Source organism: Acinetobacter brisouii CIP 110357 (assembly GCF_000488275.1).
In the GTDB taxonomy this organism is placed as follows: domain Bacteria; phylum Pseudomonadota; class Gammaproteobacteria; order Pseudomonadales; family Moraxellaceae; genus Acinetobacter; species Acinetobacter brisouii.
Genome location: NZ_KI530762.1, coordinates 1,186,259 through 1,206,119 on the forward strand (window position 1 = coordinate 1,186,259; position 19,861 = coordinate 1,206,119).

22 protein-coding genes are annotated in these 19,861 nt (G+C 40.2%); 15 read left to right on the plus strand and 7 right to left on the minus strand.

What is annotated here, in order from left to right; all coding sequences use genetic code 11:
* Positions 1-104: 104 nt before the first annotated feature.
* Positions 105-764: an SOS response-associated peptidase family protein gene (locus P255_RS05545; RefSeq protein WP_004901317.1), complete on the plus strand. Its 660-nt coding sequence runs from the start codon at positions 105-107 to the stop codon at positions 762-764.
* A 53-nt stretch (positions 765-817) separates the two neighbouring features.
* Here the strand turns inward: P255_RS05545 and P255_RS05550 are convergent, their stop codons facing one another.
* The 3 genes from P255_RS05550 to P255_RS05560 all read right to left on the minus strand — a co-directional run bounded on the left by P255_RS05550 (position 818) and on the right by P255_RS05560 (position 3,024).
* Positions 818-1,300: an RcnB family protein gene (locus P255_RS05550; RefSeq protein ID WP_004901320.1), complete on the minus strand. Its 483-nt coding sequence runs from the start codon at positions 1,298-1,300 to the stop codon at positions 818-820.
* 316 nt (positions 1,301-1,616) lie between these two features.
* Positions 1,617-2,534, minus strand: a complete 918-nt coding sequence (locus P255_RS05555; protein ID WP_004901324.1) for a LysR family transcriptional regulator — start codon at positions 2,532-2,534, stop codon at positions 1,617-1,619.
* Between the two features lie 64 nt (positions 2,535-2,598).
* Positions 2,599-3,024, minus strand: a complete 426-nt coding sequence (locus tag P255_RS05560; protein WP_004901327.1) for an HD domain-containing protein — start codon at positions 3,022-3,024, stop codon at positions 2,599-2,601.
* Positions 3,025-3,143: 119 nt separating this feature from the next.
* On the opposite strand from P255_RS05560, the gene P255_RS05565 reads away from it, so the two are divergent.
* The 8 genes from P255_RS05565 to P255_RS05605 all read left to right on the plus strand — a co-directional run bounded on the left by P255_RS05565 (position 3,144) and on the right by P255_RS05605 (position 8,424).
* Complete coding sequence (locus P255_RS05565) at positions 3,144-3,464, plus strand: hypothetical protein (protein WP_004901330.1); 321 nt, start codon at positions 3,144-3,146, stop codon at positions 3,462-3,464.
* A gap of 2 nt (positions 3,465-3,466) precedes the next feature.
* Positions 3,467-4,096: a 2'-5' RNA ligase family protein gene (locus P255_RS05570; RefSeq protein WP_004901333.1), complete on the plus strand. Its 630-nt coding sequence runs from the start codon at positions 3,467-3,469 to the stop codon at positions 4,094-4,096.
* Between the two features lie 8 nt (positions 4,097-4,104).
* Positions 4,105-4,626 (plus strand): bifunctional adenosylcobinamide kinase/adenosylcobinamide-phosphate guanylyltransferase, encoded by a 522-nt coding sequence (gene cobU / locus P255_RS05575; protein WP_004901336.1) that lies wholly within the window; start codon positions 4,105-4,107, stop codon positions 4,624-4,626.
* Entirely contained in the window at positions 4,623-5,675 is a 1,053-nt protein-coding gene (cobT, locus tag P255_RS05580; protein ID WP_004901338.1) for a nicotinate-nucleotide--dimethylbenzimidazole phosphoribosyltransferase, read from the plus strand. The genes cobU and cobT overlap by 4 nt, the downstream gene beginning before the upstream one ends.
* A 1-nt stretch (position 5,676) precedes the next feature.
* The gene (locus tag P255_RS05585; protein ID WP_004901340.1) at positions 5,677-6,276 is read left to right on the plus strand and encodes a histidine phosphatase family protein; all 600 of its coding nucleotides are present in this window, start codon (positions 5,677-5,679) and stop codon (positions 6,274-6,276) included.
* Positions 6,277-6,281: 5 nt separating this feature from the next.
* Positions 6,282-7,034: an adenosylcobinamide-GDP ribazoletransferase gene (locus P255_RS05590; RefSeq protein ID WP_004901343.1), complete on the plus strand. Its 753-nt coding sequence runs from the start codon at positions 6,282-6,284 to the stop codon at positions 7,032-7,034.
* A gap of 132 nt (positions 7,035-7,166) precedes the next feature.
* Positions 7,167-7,385, plus strand: a complete 219-nt coding sequence (locus P255_RS05595; protein ID WP_004901346.1) for a hypothetical protein — start codon at positions 7,167-7,169, stop codon at positions 7,383-7,385.
* Between the two features lie 703 nt (positions 7,386-8,088).
* A complete protein-coding gene (locus P255_RS05605) occupies positions 8,089-8,424 on the plus strand; it encodes a DMT family transporter (RefSeq protein ID WP_004901349.1) in 336 nt (111 codons plus the stop codon).
* Position 8,425: 1 nt separating this feature from the next.
* Here the strand turns inward: P255_RS05605 and leuE are convergent, their stop codons facing one another.
* The 3 genes from leuE to aceR form a co-directional block, all read right to left on the minus strand.
* Positions 8,426-9,088 carry a leucine efflux protein LeuE gene (gene leuE / locus P255_RS05610; protein WP_004901351.1) on the minus strand — a complete coding sequence of 221 codons (663 nt, stop codon included), beginning with the start codon at positions 9,086-9,088 and terminating at the stop codon, positions 8,426-8,428.
* 73 nt (positions 9,089-9,161) lie between these two features.
* A complete protein-coding gene (gene tal / locus P255_RS05615; protein WP_004901353.1) occupies positions 9,162-10,142 on the minus strand; it encodes a transaldolase in 981 nt (326 codons plus the stop codon).
* 70 nt (positions 10,143-10,212) lie between these two features.
* Positions 10,213-11,106: an HTH-type transcriptional regulator AceR gene (gene aceR, locus P255_RS05620; protein WP_004901357.1), complete on the minus strand. Its 894-nt coding sequence runs from the start codon at positions 11,104-11,106 to the stop codon at positions 10,213-10,215.
* Positions 11,107-11,207: 101 nt separating this feature from the next.
* On the opposite strand from aceR, the gene aceI reads away from it, so the two are divergent.
* The 5 genes from aceI to P255_RS05645 all read left to right on the plus strand — a co-directional run bounded on the left by aceI (position 11,208) and on the right by P255_RS05645 (position 15,028).
* Positions 11,208-11,627 (plus strand): chlorhexidine efflux PACE transporter AceI, encoded by a 420-nt coding sequence (gene aceI / locus P255_RS05625; protein ID WP_004901360.1) that lies wholly within the window; start codon positions 11,208-11,210, stop codon positions 11,625-11,627.
* Positions 11,628-12,241: 614 nt separating this feature from the next.
* Positions 12,242-12,958, plus strand: coding sequence for a FadR/GntR family transcriptional regulator (locus P255_RS05630; RefSeq protein WP_004901361.1), 717 nt, complete (start codon positions 12,242-12,244; stop codon positions 12,956-12,958).
* Between the two features lie 67 nt (positions 12,959-13,025).
* Positions 13,026-13,754 (plus strand): cache domain-containing protein, encoded by a 729-nt coding sequence (locus P255_RS05635; protein WP_004901363.1) that lies wholly within the window; start codon positions 13,026-13,028, stop codon positions 13,752-13,754.
* Between the two features lie 9 nt (positions 13,755-13,763).
* Positions 13,764-14,153 carry a MerR family transcriptional regulator gene (locus P255_RS05640; protein ID WP_004901365.1) on the plus strand — a complete coding sequence of 130 codons (390 nt, stop codon included), beginning with the start codon at positions 13,764-13,766 and terminating at the stop codon, positions 14,151-14,153.
* Positions 14,154-14,224: 71 nt separating this feature from the next.
* The gene (locus P255_RS05645) at positions 14,225-15,028 is read left to right on the plus strand and encodes an SDR family NAD(P)-dependent oxidoreductase (RefSeq protein WP_004901366.1); all 804 of its coding nucleotides are present in this window, start codon (positions 14,225-14,227) and stop codon (positions 15,026-15,028) included.
* A gap of 53 nt (positions 15,029-15,081) precedes the next feature.
* Here the strand turns inward: P255_RS05645 and ahpC are convergent, their stop codons facing one another.
* On the minus strand, positions 15,082-15,645 hold the full coding sequence (gene ahpC, locus P255_RS05650; protein WP_004901368.1) for an alkyl hydroperoxide reductase subunit C: 564 nt from the start codon (positions 15,643-15,645) through the stop codon (positions 15,082-15,084).
* 339 nt (positions 15,646-15,984) lie between these two features.
* On the opposite strand from ahpC, the gene hrpA reads away from it, so the two are divergent.
* Positions 15,985-19,836, plus strand: coding sequence for an ATP-dependent RNA helicase HrpA (hrpA, locus tag P255_RS05655; RefSeq protein ID WP_004901369.1), 3,852 nt, complete (start codon positions 15,985-15,987; stop codon positions 19,834-19,836).
* Positions 19,837-19,861 lie beyond the last annotated feature (25 nt).

The following is a 19,861-nucleotide window of genomic DNA, read 5'->3' on the forward strand; positions in this document are numbered from 1 at the left end:
GAGGCTTTTTTTTATGTCTGTAAAATAGCGTTTAGATTGTCTCAATTAGAAAAAATATGATTTTTCATTGATAATAAGTCGAGACAGTCAAATTTGATTCGAATATGTGCGCGAATTTCAAGCCTCTAACACTCACTCAACTTCAGCAATTACAGCTACCTGCGATTGATTTTGAATATGCTGATGAAGTTTACCCAATGGGAAACTGTCCTTTACTGTTTCAGTCAGAGCGAGGGTTAGAATGGCGTAAAGTCATGTTTGGTTTAGTGCCAAAATGGGCGACAGATGTAACGGTTGCCAAGCATACTTATAATGCTCGGCAGGAAACGCTGCTGCAAAAACCAAGTTTTCAGGCATCAATCTTGAAATGCAAATTTGGTGTGATTCCTGTTACAGAGTTTTATGAAAGTAAATATATTGATGATAAACCGCAGCGTTGGGGTGTTAAACGGAAAGACGGGCAGGCTTTCTTTATCGCAGCTTTATATGAAATCGTGAAGATTGGAGAGCAAATTATTCGTTCTGCAACTATGCTGACGATGGATGCCCTAGATCACCCGATGATGAAAGACTTTCATGAGCCTGGAAATGTAAAACGTTCAGTGATTGTTGTTCCGCATCAGCATTTAAAAACATGGCTAAATTGGAAAAGCCCAGATATTACCAGTTTTGTTGAGGGTTTTCCTGTAGATGAATTTGAATGTTTGCATGTACCCAAACAAAAACTAATGAAACAAACACCTCAACTCAACATGTTTGAATAAAAAAAAGCACCTATTTTATAGGTGCTTTAGAACTGACAACTTGCCCAGAGGAATTAATGTCCACCAAGCAAGATTTGTGCAATTACGCCTGTTGCGATGGCAATAAGAACGTAGTCGCCATTAATGCGAACCCAACGATGACCACGTGGAGGCGCTGGTAAATCATGTGAACGCCAGTCACGAACCTGATATTCGTAACCACGGTATTGAGGGGGAACTCGTCCGCCTCTACGCCATTCTTGACCTGGTCGTGGCATATCATGGCGATATGCTTGATGGTTTTGCTGGTAGCGAGGAGTCCAGTGGTGATCATCGCGACGATCGTTTGACTGATGTTGTTGATAACCACCATCATGGCGATTTTGATCTTGGTGCATGTTTTGATACATGTTCTGATCTTGATGCATGTCACGACGATCATTGGGTTGGTTTTGTTGAGGGCCGCCACGGTAGTTATCATTTGGGTCTGCAAATGCTGCGCCTGCGGATAATGCGGTAGTCATTGCTAAAGTGATTGCCATTAATTTGGTTTTCACGAGATTTCTCCAGTTGACTGTGCTTGGCGCATATTATTTTATTTGTGTATTTATCATTAATAAAAAATAATACGTTATCAAGCTAAGTAAATTGAATCTGACATATTAAAATTCATCTTTATTTGTACAGATAAAAACTATACGCATAAATATATTGTCAGATCTTTAAACATAAATATTGGAGAGAATGTCTTCTAGCCAATATCTTACCTGTTGCTAACTTATCAATATATTACGTGTAAATAATGGAGATACGACAGTATTCTATTAAAGCTGAATAGATAAGCTGTAACCTTATGCTAATTTGCGAGTTATTTTAAAAAACATCAATACCATCTTTGTATGTGAGATGTTCTACCAGATAGTCGATAAAAACTCGAACTGCAGGCAGCATGCCACGTCGAGAAGGATAAACAGCATGTAAAATACCATGCGGTGCTTTCCATTCAGGCAGGACACGAACAAGTTCGCCTGTTTTAACATAGTCGGCGGCAATCGAGTCAGGTAATAAAGCAATACCACAATTTTGTCGAGCCAGCTGACACAGCATCATCAAGTCTGAGCCCATCACAATGGGATTAATTTTAATTTTAATCGGTTGATTTTGTTGATTATGTAATACCATAAACTGATCTGCATGTTCATCTACCATGCTCAGTACTTTATGCTCACTTAATTGTTCTGGGCTTTTCAAATCACCATACTGATTCAGATATGCTTGACTCGCGAAAAGATGTTGTTCATGTCGGTCAAATTTACGCACAATCAGTCCAGGGTCATCATCAATTTTTGCACGAACGCGTAAGGCGACATCAACGCCTTCATTAATGACATCGACACGACGATTGCTGACGATGAGTTGTAAACGAATTTCTGGGTAACGCTTCAGAAAGTCGGGAAGAATTTTGGTAAATTCATTCTGAGCAACTGAAACAGGTACGCTGACTTTGACAATACCGCGTGGTTCAACACTCAAATGGTCGATCAGATCATGTGCGGCTTGTGCGGCATTCATCATGACTTGAGCGTGACGGTAAATATTCATACCGATATCCGTCACCGCAAAATGACGTGAACTACGCTGAATCAGGCGAACACCTAAACGTTCCTCTAAATTATATACACGGCGACTTAATTTAGATTTGGGAATGTCTGTAGCACGTTCAGCTGCACTGAACCCGCCATGTTCAACCACCAAAGCAAAACAGTAAAAATCGTCTAAATCGCTGAGCATTAAAAAGCCGACCTGAGAGATAAAGTATTTAGAAAATATACGTTCTTATAAACAGATACAAGTTTTAAATGTTATGCAGCAAGATTTCCTGAACCTGCTGATACTCTTTTAAACGTAAAAAGTCCCGTTCGGTTGGATGGGTGATTCGGCTCAGATCCATATTGTCTGCAACATCGGCAAGTTTGACTTCTCGAGCAATGGGGTTTTTGACAGCACGCCATGCGGCTTCTATACGATTTTCACCTTCTTTTTTGGTGAGGGCACAAACGGCATCAATAACATCTTGATTAAAACCCAAGGAAATGAGATCGACAATTGTTGCATCGGTATCTTCTATGACATCATGCAGTACAGCAACAATTTGCTGTATTTCATTCTTCATTTTTAACATTAAACGCAGTGGGTGAAGAATATAAGGTTGACCTGCTTTATCGACCTGTCCTGCATGTTTGCGTGTTGCAAACGTAATGGCTTTTTCCAGAGTTGCCATGCTGAGTTCCTTGAAAGATGTTCGACTCTTTTTGCTAAAATTATAACCAATTTCAAAGTATACAATGCTATTTGGCATAAAATATTTTAAACTATACTATCTGAAAAAAATGATATTTTATGAATTACCAGCTTATTGAAATTCAGGGTGAGCAGACAAACCTTGCTTGTCCGTATTGTCAGCATGTTGTGCTGAATTGGGAAGAAGAACAGTATGTGCAGCCTTGCGAGCATACGGCATTTGTTGCGATGGATTTGGGGTTTGAATATATTGCAGACCAGTTTGAGCGTTGTTTGCCCCATTCGGTTGATGATATTCATACACACGAAATGAATGTATTTGAAGAAATCACTCATGCTCAGGTAGAGCAGTTGTTTATTTATAAAATGGAATTGGGAGTAGCCGATTTATATCGCTATGTTGGAATTACACTGTTTTAGCCATGTTTTTACAGCCCAACAGCCGCACATTTGCAAGCCTGGACGCAGATTATTCAGATTGGCATAAAGGACGAGATCAATTTTCTCTCTGGTATTTAGAGATAGACGATCCCGCCTGTAGCGAGTATTTGAAGCAAATACAGCAGCAATTTCAATCTTATCTATATATGCCTAACCGTCGACGGTGGCATATTACATTGTTTGTATGCGGGTTTTGGCAATCGCCATTTCATTTACAGCATTTACCTGATCATTTTCACGAACGCCAGCTCGAGCAACAGATTGAATTGTTGCAGCAATTACAGGTAAATACTTTTGAGCTTAAATTGGGGCGGGTACGCAGCTTCCAAAGTGCTTTATTTGTAGACGTAATTGATGAACAAAATATTTTATTACAGCTACGCCGCTGTTTTTGGCCTGTTGCAAAAGAAATTGATGCAATCATTTATTGTCCACACGTAACGCTAGGCTTGTATCGGGATGAATTTGCTGCCAATCCCATTTTAGAACAGATAGAGCAAATACCAGTTCAACCATGGACAGTTAAATTTCGATATTTGACTTTTGGTTCATATCAGGCACGCCAATTACAAGGTGAATTGTCCGCACATTATCATTTTCATTTAGGTTAATTTTATTTATGTTGCATTTCGTATTGGGAGGAGCGCGTTCAGGAAAAAGTCATTATGCTGAACAGCTTGCACTGGCAACACAAAAACCGCGAGTGTATATTGCTACGGCTCAGGCAGTTGATCAGGAAATGCAGGAGCGTATCCATCATCACCAGCAGCAACGGGATCAAAATTGGCAGTTGGTTGAAGAGCCGATATATTTGGCAGAGCGTTTGCAGGAATTGGATGCTGAACATCAGGTGATTTTAGTTGATTGTTTAACCGTTTGGATGAGTAATCTTCTCTGTGCACAAGATCCTGATTTACAGTCACGTGAATGCTTGAAATTATTGAAATTATTACCTAATTTAAAATCGGAAGTCATTCTGGTCAGCAATGAAACGGGACTCGGGGTTGTGCCGTTGGGGGAAATTACACGTCGCTTTGTCGATGAGTCTGGACGCTTACATCAGGCTTTGGGGCAGATCTGTCAACATGCGGTATTTTGCGTTGCTGGATTTCCGATACAATTGAAAGGAGAAGAAAAATGAGTTGGTGGTTACAGCCATGTCGTAATATCGATGGTGTATTTCAAGAAAAAGCATTGGAAAGACAGGCTCAACTGACAAAACCTGCTGGGGCATTGGGGGATTTGGAAGAGTTAGCAGTCACTTTGGCAGGTTTGCAGCGTACCGAGCATCCCAATATTGATCATGTCTGGATTAGCTTGTTTGCAGGGGATCATGGCGTGATGGAAGAAAATATTTCTGCTTATCCGCAAGCTGTCACCCGACAAATGCTTCAGAATTTTATATCGGGTGGCGCTTCAATTAGTGTCATTGCCAGACAGCATCAAGCACATTTACAGGTGATTGACTGTGGGACGGTCGGTGAGGCTTATGATTATTCAGGCGTGCAGCAACATCCAATTGCAGCAGGGACACAAAATTTTGTAAAAACGGTTGCCATGAGTGAAATCCAGTGCATTGCTGCGATGACAATTGGTAAAAATAGTGTCGATCAGGCGGTAGAACAGCATAGTAATTTGTTTATCGCAGGTGAGATGGGAATTGGCAATACGTGTTCAGCATCAGCACTGGCATGTTTGTTATTAAATGAACCTGCCGAAGTACTTACAGGGGTAGGGACTGGTATTGATCATGCAAAATTACAACATAAAAAACAGGTGATTGAGCAAGCGATTGAATTACATCAACCTGATGTACAGGCAGATCCAATTAAAATTTTAGCTGCAGTCGGTGGTTTTGAAATTGCTGCAATGGTTGGGGCGTATTTGCGCTGTGCACAAGTTGGTATTCCAATGCTGGTCGATGGTTTTATTAGCTCTGTGGCAGCTTTGATTGCAGTGCAGATTCAACCTAAAGTCCGTACATGGATGTTGTTTGGGCATCAGTCTGCGGAGTATGGGCATCGCCGTATTTTGAAAGAGTTACATGCACAGCCAATTTTGCAATTGAACTTGCGTCTGGGTGAGGGAAGTGGAGCAGGTGTTGCTCTAAGTGTCCTCAAAATGGCATGTATGCTGCATAATGAAATGGCAACCTTTCAACAAGCTGCGGTAACAGGTGAAAAGCAATAAAATGCTGCAATTGGATGTATTGCGGCATGGACAAACAATACAGGGACATACCTTGCGTGGGCATCTGGATGATGCCCTGACCGCCGAAGGCCACCAACAAATGCAGGATACGATAGCCTTATATTTACAACAGCATCCTGTTTGGGATGCAATAGTGGCATCACCCTTGCAGCGCTGCCTCAGTTTTGCTCAAGATATACAGCAGCAGTTTGGTTTGCCTATCGTCACGATGCCGCAGTTTAAAGAGTTGTATTTTGGGGATTGGGAAGGTCTGACTTTACAATATATTCATGAAACTCAGCCAGAACAGTTAGGACGATTCTGGCAAGACCCTTGTCAGTATGCGCCACCACAAGGGGAAAATTTACTGGATTTTCAGAACAGGTTACAGCAGGGCTGCCAAATGCTGCTTAATCAGGCACAGCAGCAAGATTGGCAAAAGGTATTGCTAGTTTGTCATGGCGGTGTGATTAAGTGGTTAAAATGCATGGCTCGACAACAACCACTTACTCAACTGCTGACTATGCCGGCTGAACTTGCCAGTATTCAAGCGATATATCTCAAGCAAAATGAACACTTGCAACTGTCAATTCAAGAGTAAATCCTATGATGCCATTTTGGATCGCATTGCAGTTTCTAACCATTTTTCCTATACAGTTGAAACAGTTACCTAGTCCGCGGCAAAATGCTTATTCACTCGCTTTTTATCCTGTGATTGGTTTGTTCCTCGGCGGATTCATCTTTGGCATGGCGTGGGGGCTTAATGCTGTTCATTTACCTGTTTTGCTTTCTGCCAGTCTGATTCTAACGGTTTGGGTCATTATAACGGGTGGATTGCATCTGGATGGTTTGGCCGATACGGCCGATGCTTGGGTGGGGGGATATGGTGATCGCGAACGCACTTTAAAGATCATGAAAGATCCACAGTGTGGTCCAATTGGCGTGTTGAGTCTGGTTTTGAGTTTATTGCTCAAATTTTCCAGCATTTATGTCATTTTACAAACCCAGCACCTGTATGGGCTGGTGATCATTCCTGTCTTAGGGCGCTTAACAGCCTTATTTTTATTTCTCACTTGTGACTATGTACGGGCACATGGACTGGGTTCATCCTTTTTGCAGGATTTACCTCGCAAGCTTTTATGGTTTATATCATTTATTTGTCTGCTCGCATGTAGCGTCTTGGGATGGGTAGGGCTTGTGGTGACAGCCGTGTTTTGTAGCTGTTTGGGGTATTTACGTCATGTATTTGTACGCCGTTTAGGTGGAATTACAGGTGATACCGTGGGGGCTAGTATTGAAATTTCTGAATGTGTGAGCTTACTTAGCCTTGCAATCCTGCTATCAATGCGACTTTTTTGACACAGAACAACTCACTTATATTTTTACAAAACGAATCACAATGCGAAGAATTTTAACAATTACAAAAGATTCTCATTTGAAGATTTGTGTTATAAAAAAATCACCAATTAGATCAGGATGAGGAATCGAGTTATGCGAACGATTCATATTCAAGTGAAAGATCAATTTGATGTGTACCATATGGCAAAAGCTGTATTGAAAGAATTGGCAGATAGAGAGGACTCTGAACAGTATTCTTTAGAGCAAAAAGTTGATTTTATTGAGATTTATGGAGAACGGATTTTACCATCAACCGAATTGCTTTTTCAAAGTGAAGCTAATTGTAAAATCTATAAAGTTATTGAAAATTAACTAGTTGAACGTGTATGGTTCAGGTAGATAGTAAATGCTATTTATCTGAACCTTTGATTATTTTCCCTATATTTTTTCATTTTGTATGAACAGGGTGATCTAATTTTGTGTGTTTCATCACAGTATTTTTAAACGATGCGAAAGAATATTAAAATTGAATTTACCTGTCTGTCAGAGAAAAATTACTGATGATACAAATACATGGTTGAATTTAATGTTGTATAAAAAAGTTAATGAATGCAATTTTGAGTATTTAAAGATTATAAAATTATATTTTTTTGTTATTGAATTGTTTCTTAAAATGCTGTATAAAAAATACTCAACTTACCTGAGAGAGGTGGGATATGACAACTTTAGAATTATTATTAACGTCATCATCTGTATTAATGCTAATCACCATCGTGTATGCCTTCGGACAGATGTTTAATTGGGCTATTTCATAAAATGAGTAAAGCACCTTCGGGTGCTTTGTTATTTTGGAATGGTGATCACTTGTTCTTTCAGGTTATGTGGTTTAATCAAAAAACATGAATCTCTTGTTCTGATCACGATATAGAGCCAAACGCCAAAATCGTAACACAGCAGTATTTTCACAAAATATTCTTTCAGAACGGTTTTGCTGTGATACTAAATTAAGTCATTGCTTATAGTGATTATGCTATCTTTAAAGTGAGCTGTATTTTTATGGGTTTGCACGAGTTCGATGTTTTCTGCCTATATGATTTTAGCTTTTGCAATTATTGCCGAAGTTTTAGGAACAACTTTTCTGGTTAAATCAGAAGGGTTTAGCAAATTATTACCATCTCTTTTGGTAGTTATTTTTTATACTGCATCATTTTATGCACTTTCTCAGGTCACCAAAACGCTGAATATCGGTGTGGTCTATGCCATCTGGAGTGGAGTCGGCATTGTCTTTACAGCAATGATTGGCTATTACGTATTTAAGCAAGCTCTAGATACACCTGCATTTATTGGGATCGGATTTATTATTGCAGGTGTATTCATTATTAACTTGTTTTCCAAAACGGTTGGGCATTAAGTTAAATGGTTGAAAAAGCTAGTTTTGCACCAAAAGTTAAAAATAAAATACCAACTGCACAGGTGGCCAGACTGGCTAGGCGCTGCTGCTGAGAAAAGTAACGCGCCAATTTTCTGCCACCAAAAATCAGGCTGGTTAAATAACTGAAACTAATGAACTGTAAAATCACAGCAAGAATCAGAAAACTGAGCATCGGTGCAGAACTATTTGGGTCAACGAATTGCACAAAAAAAGACAGAAAAAACAAGATAGCTTTAGGGTTTAGTAAACTGATGGTTAGGGCAGTGCGAAATGGATGCAATGCGGTCATGGTCGGTTCACTTGTTGATGTAACTTCTGTGGCAACAACTGGATTTTTAGCATTTTTCCAAATACCAATACTGTGCAAAAACAGTTTTATGCCTAAATACGCCAAATAGCCTGCACCCAATACTTTCAGAATCGTAAAGATGACTGGGTAAGCATGGATTAAAGATACAGCTCCTAGCACTGTCGCCAAAATCAGTATGCTATCTCCTGTTAAAATGCCGAGAGCAGCTTGATAGCCTCGTTTGATTCCATAACGCGACGCTGTCGCTAACAGATATAAGGAATTTGGACCAGGAAGTAAAACAATTAAAATCGTACCAATAATAAATCTTGGTAAATCAATAATCCCAAACACGATAACCGACCATAAATAATAAAACCGAAACTGTTTAAATCAGTTTCGGTTGTTATAAAAAAGAGAATATATTTTAGTTCTTTAATTCAGCAGTGACACCCAAAGATTGTCTTAATAAAGCACTGAGTTGTTCACGAGCTTTAATAAATCCATCAATACCTGCCTGTAATAACTGAAATGCCATAAGGTCATGTTCAAGCTGATGTTTGAATTCTGCTTCAGTCAGTTCCGCTTCAGCAGGAATAATGTTTTGTGTTGGAACTAACTGAGCAGTGACCTGACGCTGATCTTCATTCAATTGAGCCAGTAAATTTGGTGCAACTGTCAATAGGTCACAACCTGCCAAAGCTAGAACTTGCTCAATACTGCGGAAACTTGCACCCATCACCTCAGTTTGAACACCGTGGGCTTTATAATCGTTAAAAATAGCTTTAACAGATAGCACACCTGGATCTTGTTCGATTGGATAATGGTCGACATTTTCTGCTTTTTTATACCAGTCTAAAATACGCCCAACAAACGGTGAGATAAGGGTGACTTTAGCATCTGCACAGGCTTTGGCTTGATGAGAACCAAACAATAGCGTCAGGTTGCAGTGAATACCTTCAGCTTCCAGTGCTTTTGCTGCCTGAATTCCTTCCCATGTCGAAGCAATTTTAATCAGGATACGGTTTTGATCGATCCCATAGCCTTTATACAAGCTCAGTAATTCTTTGGCTTTGGCAATGGTTGCTTCGGTATCGTAAGACAAGCTTGCATCAACTTCCGTTGAAACTCGCCCTTCGATGAGTTTTAGAATTTCTACACCAAACTTGACAGTTAAAATATCAATTGTACGTTCAATCAACTCATCAGCGCATAAGCCTTCTTGTTTGGCTTGGGTATAAGCGGCTTCAATCAGCTCACGGCTGCTTTCTTGGGCTGCTGCTGCAGTAATCAAAGAAGGGTTTGTGGTTGCATCGAGTGGGCGGAATTGTTCAATCGCACTTAAGTCGCTGCTGTCGGCAACAATGGTTGTCAATTTTTTTAATTGGGATAAAGAGGAAGCTGTCATTGTTTAAACTGTTCGATCATGTTTTGAATCTATCTAGTTATAGCATAGCTTTTTGCAAAAAAAATGTGTTTTATTGCACTTTTTTAAGACGCTGTTGTCTTACAAAATCAATTAAAAATTGACTGGCTTGCCCAAGTTGCGCTTCTTTATTCCAGACAAGGTCGATGTAATATTCAAGTTGTGGAGTAATATCCAGAATATCCAGAATCTTCAACTGGGTATATAAATGTGGATTTTGCTCCAACATGGTCAATGGCAATAACCCCCAGCCCAGATTTTTTAAAATCAAAGAAAGCGCAAGCTGATGGTTGTCGGTGCGCCAGTATTGAGTCGAAAACAATAGCTCAGGTTTTAGATGCTGGTCGCGTCCCGTGACAATCACTTGACGGTGACGCTGTAGAGTTTCTAGTGGAATTTGATTTTGCTTTGCCAAGCTGTGTGACAAGCTGACAACAGGCACAATGGTCTCTCGCTTCAGCTCGATAAACGATTCACGATGATCAAGATATTCTCGCTCAAACATCAGGGCAAACTGGACTTGCCCTTGCATCAGCATGCGCAAAGCATCCTCTTGTGGTGCTGAAAAAATATCAAGTTGTAGTGTGGGAAACTGTTGTTCAAGCAGGGCGATATAATCTGTCCATTCCGTATGAATCAGTTCAGATACCACCACAATACTTAACGTCGATTCCAGACCATCACTGAGAGCATTTGCATGCTGTACCCATTGTTGAATCTCCGTCAGCAAATATAGGGTTTTCTCGTAAAGTACCTGAGCCTGTGCGGTCGGTTTTGGTTCACGCCCAACCCGTTCAAAGAGCTGCAAGTTGAGATCAACCTCCAAATTGGCAATCGACATACTGACTGCAGAGGGGACTTTACCAAGCTGGCGGGCAGCAGCAGAAAAAGAGCCTGTTTCCATAACAGTTTTAAAGATATTGAGTTGTTCTTGGTTAATGTTCATTTATATTCATCTATCAATTATTTTGAAAGAATCTAATTCGATTAATCAAAATAATAAAAATAAAATGCAGCAATTCCAAGTAAAAAGAGCTGAAAAATTTTATGTTGATGTCAAAGAAAAGATGGATTCATGCGCTAAGTTATGAAGGTATTTTATTGTTGATCATGACTTCGGTATTAAGTTATATGTTTGAAATGCCTGTGGAACTTACGGGAAGTTTAGGGTTGGCAATGGCAATTATTTCAGTGTTCTGGAATATGCTCTATAACAATCTGTTTGAAAAACTGGAAGGCTATTTAAAATTGCAGCGCAGTATCTGGGTACGTATTCTGCATGCGATTGGTTTTGAAGGTGGATTACTATTTCTGAGCGTACCGCTGATTGCCTATAGTTTAAATCTAGGTTTTTTGAATGCACTACTGCTCGATATAAGTATTACTTTATGCATTTTAGTGTATACCTTTATATTTCAATGGTGTTTTGATGTGATTGAAAGAAAATACAGTTTGAGTCAAACATAATTCTCTCAGGTAGAGAATTAAAAAAAAGTAATTGATCAAAAAAGAAAAATTATAAATTTATGGTGAAATTCCATTATTTACAAAAATGCTAAAATTATTTTGATTTAAAGGCTAGAAAAATCTTATATCAGATAACATTTTGTATAATAAATTATATTTCATATTTAAGTTTAATTAATTATATTAAACAATAACTTATATTTAATATGAATTAAAAAATACAATATAGGAAAAACAATAATTTTTTAAATCTATCTAGAATCTTCGTGATATGGCACGATATTTTGAATATTTGTATGAGATTAATGCAATTGGTCCACTTAAATCATTCAAATTATCGTTGATTTTTCAAGAAACAACATTAATTTATAAACGATTTGTTATAATCACCGCATCCATAAAACATTGAAAGATGATCAATTTGGCAATTCAATGCAGGAATGCAAATTAGTTAAGTTATTTACGCCAATCATCTACATCAGAAATGGAATTTCGAAAATATAGATAAGCACGATTCTGCTTGGAAATAATAGGAACGAGGGGTTTTATGGAAAGCTTTATCTTTTTTAGCCTACCGTATCAAGCATGATGCTTGATTTAGACGAGAACTAGCGATGACAGCACATACCGTTATATATGCACCAATCGGTCAAGCCACACGTTCTGAACAGGTCGTGGAACGATTAGGCAATGCCATTATTGCAGGGTTGCTTGAAGCAAATGAACAACTTCCAAACGAAGCTGATTTATCGCGTCTTATGGGCGTGTCACCTGTAACTGTACGTGAAGCGCTGAATACGCTACGTGTCAAAGGATTAATTGATACGCGTCGTGGACGAAATGGTGGAAGTTTTGTTTGTGAGCTTTCTGCCAATCAAGTATTACAGCAACAGCCTTTACGTCAAGTCAGTAACGAATATCTCGCTGATCTATGCGAGTTTCATAGTGCAATTTTATCGCATAGTGCCAAACTTGCGACGCAACGTACAACACCTCAGCAGTTGTCTAAACTGCATGAACTGATCTTGACTTTTCAAGATGCACAGTCTGCAGATGTGCGTGCCCAAACGGACATGCGATGTTTGTTGATGATTGTAGCCTATGCACAATCTTCGCGTTTAGCCAATCAGGAGCTTGCTATTCAGGCAGAATGGCTGCCACTGGTTGCAACATTGTACAAAAACGATAAAATTCATATGCAAACTGTTGCCGAATATCTAAAACTATTTGCTTGTTTGCAACAGCAGGATGCTGATGCCGCCGCTCAACAGGCACAAAATTTGCTTGATACATTAACAGATCAAATGCTTGAATATAAGTTAACACTTTAAAATCAAACTAAGTTTCTGACACTGTTCGAGCACAAAGAAAAAGTGGTAAAAAAAAGGAAATAAAAGCATGAGCGATATACAGATTGAACAGATTCAGGACTTACTGAACCAAGTAGTTGTCGAAATTACTCAAGCTGCCAACGGACTGGTAGAACAAGCTCGCCACTTACTTTCAGCAGATTCTGTCTTACCAGAAGGTGTAAAATTGACACCTTCAGACCGGTACAAGCTACAACAGCACATTCAAACTGCATTGCAGCATAGCAAGTACAGTCATGGTATGGGATTTGCTGGCTATTCTGCTGAAACGGCAGAAGAACAAGGTTACTGGACGCTCGAATGGTGGTATAAAAAAGATCAAAAAATTCAGCAAGCAGAGTTAGAGAACTATCAGGATTTACAGCAGCGCTTGGATTTTCGCTCATTTGACTGGTTTAATTATCCTGCGAAAAATAAACAACCCTATGTCGATGGGCCTTATGTTGATTATATTTGTAATCATGCCTATACCATTACATTTTCACATCCTGTGATGATCGAACAGCAATTTGTTGGGGTTATTGTGATTGACTTATTGGTATCAACGCTAGATCAGCTTATTTTACCTAGATTGCGGAGATTGGATCAGACGGCTGTCGTCACCAATGATGATGCCCGAATTATTCTATCCAATACGGCAAAATACCGCACAGGTGCATTATTTCGTGAACAGGCGAAAGCGACTCAAAACTTTGTGCCACAAAACCATCCATTTCAGTTGATGCTAATGCAGAATTATTCTTCATCCCGCACTTAGATAAAATTTATGTATATTGGACAGCTTGCAGCATGTTGTAACACAACACCCAAAGCCATTCGCCATTATGAGCAATTAGGTTTGCTTCCTGAACCAAAGCGTTTGGGTAAATATCGCGTATATTCTGATCTGGATATCCGCTTGGTCAAGATGATTCGCCAAGCACAAACCGTTGGTTTTAGCTTGGCTGAAATTCAAGAGCTGGCTTGTATTAAAGCGCAGCAACAGCGCTTTCCCTTGGATATCGCCAAGCAGCTTATGATTGAAAAATGGCAAAAACTAGAACAACAAAAACAGCATTTGATACAGTTACAACAAGATTTGTTAGACCTTGATCAGACCTTGACCCGATTATATGCCGACGAAGAACAACAAATATGTGCTGATGATCTTGCCTAAAATAAACACTTGACTCTGTCCCTAGGGGACGAGTTTATAGTCATGACTCAATGATAAAAGGTAAATGTAATATGAGTCATGTCTTAGAAAAATTTAAAAATAAAACAGCTTTAATTACAGGCGCATCTTCTGGGATTGGACAAGGTTTTGCTGAATATTTGGCAAAACAGGGTATTCACCTGATTATTGTGGCGCGTAGCACAGAAAAATTGCAGCAATTGGCTGAACAGTTACAGCAGCGTTATTCGATTCGAGTCGATTGTATTTCACTAGATTTGGCAAAACTGGATGCCGCATCACAATTATTTGAAACAATTACTCAACAAGGCTTGAGTGTTGATATTTTGATTAATAATGCGGGTTTTGGTAAATGGACAAAATTTTTAGAGCAATCACTACAAAGCTATCAAGAAATGATCCTGCTGAACATGTTGACCGTGACTCAATTAACCCAATTGTTTTTGCCAAAAATGTTACAAGAAAAACAAGGAATTATCTTAAATGTTGCATCAACAGCAGCTTTTCAGCCCTTACCTTATATTGCGGTTTATGGTGCAACTAAAAGTTATGTCTTAAATTTTACTGAAGCGTTGGCAGGCGAGTACCGCAATTCTGGCGTGCAATTGTTGGCACTTTGCCCAGGAAATACCACGACCAATTTTGCAGAGGTTGCACAGGCAAATACAGAGGGTATGCAGGCAATGACGGTGGAGGATGTCATTCAGTCTGCGATTCGTGGATTGGAGAAAAAGCAAACCTTTGTCATTACAGGAAAACTCAACTATTTAACGGCACAGCTTGCGCGAGTGCTGTCACGGCAGTCAATGGTTAACTTGGTTGCAAACATGTTGGAAAAACGCATTGCTTCTGCCTAAATAAAAAACCCCTCAAACGAGGGGTCTTTTTTAGAGGTGATCTAATCGAAAGATTAGATTTTACCTACTAGATCGATAGATGGAGCAAGTGTTGCATCACCTTCTTTCCATTTTGCTGGGCAAACTTCACCTGGATGACCGTGTACGTATTGAGCTGCTTTTACTTTACGAAGAAGTTCTTGAGCATCACGACCGATACCACCAGCGTTGATTTCAACGATTTGGATTTTACCTTCAGGATCGATAACGAAAGTACCACGGTCAGCAAGACCCGCTTCTTCAATTAATACTTCGAAGTTTTTAGCAAGTGCCCAAGTTGGATCGCCAACCATTGGGTATTCAATTTTTTTGATTTCAGCAGAAGAATCATGCCAAGCTTTGTGTGTGAAATGAGTATCTGTAGAAACTGAATAGATTTCCACGCCTAATTTTTTGAATTCAGCGTAGTTGTCTGCAAGGTCACCAAGCTCTGTTGGGCATACAAAAGTGAAGTCTGCTGGATAGAAGAAAAATACAGACCATTTGCCTTTAAGAGTGGCTTCAGTAATGTCAATGAATTGGCCGTTATGAAATGCAGTTGCTTTAAATGGTTTAACTTCAGTATTAATTAAGCTCATCATTATCTCCGTAAGATGGATGGAAGTAGTAATCTGTTTACGAAATTTAGAATAAGAAAAAAAACATCATTGGTAAAATAGTATTTTTTAATGCAAAAAATCGGAAAAATGAATTATAGATTTTTGCAATACCGTTCACTTCTTACAATCAAGATTGTTATGTGCATCTATTGCAAGGTGATAACAGTCACAATCCTATTTCGCATCACTTTGACTCAATATGGCGATTCATAGCTTTGAATTCAAGAGATTGATTCAAAAAAACTTGAAAATGTAATTCTTTCTATCATGATCAGAGTCGAGTAAACTAGCCACTTTTATGTATGAGGATAGCATTCGGTGCAAAGTGATTTAAATATAGATCAATTGGTTATGGTGCGTGACCGACATCGTTTAAATCGACTAGGCAAAACGAAGGATGCAGATCAAAAGCAATACCAAGAATTATTCGAAAAATCGAATGCACAGGTGAAAGCGCGCTTTCAACGCTTACCCAAAATTAAACTCAATCAAGATTTACCTGTTACCCAGTATGCCGAGCGCCTGATTGCGGCTATTCAAAAGCATCAGGTGATTATTGTTGCGGGTGAAACAGGCTCAGGTAAAACAACGCAGTTACCACAAATTGCCATGCTCGCAGGGCGAGGCCTAACAGGCATAATTGGTCATACCCAGCCTCGCCGTTTGGCAGCGCGCAGTGTGTCGCAGCGGATTGCCGAAGAAGTGGGTGAAAAACTCGGTGAGTCGATTGGTTTTAAAATCCGTTTTAATGAACAAGGTTCGAATGATTCAATCGTTCGTTTAATGACGGACGGGATTTTGCTGGCGGAACTTGCACATGACCGTTTTTTAACTAAATATGATACGATTATTATCGATGAAGCACATGAGCGTTCGCTCAATATTGACTTCATCATGGGCTATTTGAAGCAGTTATTGCCAAAGCGCCCAGATTTAAAAGTGATTATTACCTCCGCGACTTTGGACGTAAACCGCTTTAGTGAATATTTCCGTCAAGCCCCGATTTTTGAAGTCGAAGGTCGCAGTTTTCCTGTAGAGGTACGTTATCGTCCAATTTCTGAAATGAATATTGGCGGTAGTGATGACGATGAGTTCGACGACTTTGAAGAAAACTTACCGCGTGCCGTAGTTCAGGCCGTTGAAGAATGTTTCGCTGATGCTGCCGCGAAAGGCCATCCAGAACATGCAGATATTCTGATTTTTTCCAGTACCGAACAGGAAATTCGTGAGCTGCAAGAAACTTTGCAAAAATATGGCCCACGTCATACTGAAATTTTACCTTTATATGCGCGTTTAGCGCTTTCTGAACAGCAAAAGATTTTTAATCCAGGTGGAGCAGGTCGGCGCATTATTATTGCCACCAACGTTGCCGAAACCGCATTGACTGTACCGAATATTCGCTACGTGATTGACAGTGGCTTTGCGCGTATCTCACGCTATAGCTATCGTTCACGGGTACAGCGCTTGCCAATTGAAGCAGTGTCACAAGCAGCTGCCAATCAGCGTAAAGGGCGTTGTGGTCGTATTGCGGCAGGGGTCTGTATTCGTTTGTATAGCGAAGAAGACTTTTTAAGCCGTCCAGAATTTACTGAACCTGAAATTAAGCGAACCAACTTGGCATCGGTGATTTTACAGATGCAAAGTTTGGGGCTTGGTAATCTTGAAGATTTTGATTTTATCGAACCGCCCGATCACCGTTTGGTAAACGATGGTCGTAAGTTGCTGATCGAACTGGGTGCGATGAGTGAACGTAAAAATGAACTGACCAAAGTCGGGCAGATGATGGCAAAAATGCCAATCGATCCACGTCTGGCACGTATGATTGTTGCAGGTTCGCATTTTGGGGTGCTCAAGGAAATTCTGGTGGTGGTCAGTGCACTTGCTGTACAAGATCCACGTGAACGTCCTGCGGACAAACAAACCCAAGCAGATCAAAAACACGCCTTATTTAAAGAAGCGGATTCAGATTTTCTGTTTTATTTGAAACTTTGGGATACGCTGCAAAGCAATCGTGAAGTGATGACAGAAAACAAACGTCGATCATTTGCGCGCCAGCATTTTTTAAGCTGGTTACGACTACGCGAGTGGCGGCAAACGCATCAGCAGTTAGTGGAACTGGCTGAAGGTTTAAAACTGTCGTGGAATGACAAACCCGCTAGTTATGAAAACCTGCACCGCGCCTTACTCACAGGGTTGCTGTCGTTTATTGCCAATAAAACTGATGAACGCAATGTCTATATGGCGGTGCGTCAGCAAAAAGCGCGTATTTTCCCTGCCAGTAGTCTGCATAAACAAGGTGCATCGTGGGTGATGGCATTTGAAATGGTGGAAACTTCGCAGGTGTATTTGCGTACTTTAGCGAAGATTGATCCTGAATGGATTTTGCTGGCCGCACGTGATTTGCTCAAATACCATTATTTTGAGCCACATTGGTCGAAGAAGTCAGGCATTGTGAATGCCTATGCACAAATTTCATTGTTTGGTTTGATTATTGAACCAAAACGCCAGATTAATTTTGAAAAAGTGGATCATGCGGCTGCGCATGAAATTTTCCTGCGCGATGCTTTAACGACAGGTCAATTGGGCATTATGCCGCCATTTTTGAAGCACAATTTACTCAAACTTGAGGAAGTTGAACGCGTTGAAGATAAATTGCGTCGCCGTGATCTGGTGGTGGATGAAGAAACCATTTACCAGTTCTATGCAGCGCGTGTGCCTGAGGACATTGCCAGTCGCCGTACTTTTGAGGACTGGCGTGCAACCATTGAACCGACACAGCCACGTTATCTGTTTGTGGAAGATGATGCACTTTGGCAAAGTGACCGCCCAACCACACAGCAATTTCCTGATTATTTGCACAATGGCGAGCTGCGTTTAGCCACCAGTTACCGTTTTGACCCAAGTCATGATCAGGACGGTGCAACAGTTAAAATTCCAGTTCAGGCATTGCCGCAGGTCGATGAAAATATCTGGTCTTGGGGAATTCCAGGCTGGCGTCTGGATTTGATCGAAGCCTTGCTCAAAGCCTTACCAAAAGATAAGCGCCGTAATATTGTACCGATTCCAGATACCGCTAAAAAATTGTTAAATGCTGTAGATGCTGTGCATTTACGTGAGCATATTTTTAAATATCTGGCATTTGCGTTGCGTGGTGAACAAATTACCGAGAAAGATTTCTCGTTTGAACGCATTGACGCATATCTGATGCCATTTATTGTAGTGGTTGATGAAAAAGGTCGCGTGATTGAAAAAGGTCGTGATTTACCTGAACTCAAGGCACGTTGCCGTACAGAAACTCATCGACCAGTGAAACAGTCTAAAGGGGAGTTCCAAACTTTTCCAGAGCAGTTTGTGTTTGAAGCGGCTCAGAAAGTGACGGGTGTGGTCGTCAAGCAATTTCAGGCACTGGTGCCGACAAAGGCTTTTGCTGAGCTAGATGTTAAAGATGAATCGGGTGTCGTGATTCAGACCTTCAATGATCAAGCTGAAGCCATGCATCAGCATAAGCAGGGGGTGATTCGTTTGGTACATCTGCAACTGGGCGATGCGATTCGCCAGTTGAAAAAACAGATTTCCAAGCCGCTTGCTTTGGCGTATTCACCACTCGGTGACAAAGCCAAACTGGAACAAATGTTGGTTTATGCCACTTTGGATGAAGCGATCAATGAATTGCCAGTCGATGCCAAAGCATTTGCAGAATTGGTCACACAAGTCAAAAAGCAATTTTTGACGCATGGTCAGCATATTTTAGGCCTGCTCAATGATATTTTAATTCCGTGGCAAACCATTCGCCGTCAATTACTTACGCTTGATCAGGGCATCTTTGGCAAGAATATGGACGATATTGAGGACCAGCTGGATTTGATGCGTCTGGATAATTTCGTCTATACACAACCTTTGAGTTTATGGCAAGAGTTCCCGCGGTATTTGAAGGCACTCATAATGCGACTGGAGCGTCTACCAAATAATTTGCAAAGAGATAATGCTGCCATTGATCAGGTCGACCCTTGGATGGAAAAATTATTCAAGCATAAAAATGACCCGAGACTACGTGAATTGTACACCATGGTTGAAGAGCTGCGAATTTCACTATTTTCACAGCCGATGAAAACCAAGATGCCAATTTCCGAAAATCGCTTGCAAAAGCACTGGCAACAGTTGGGTCTTTGATTTTTGAATCATTGAGGAATTTGAC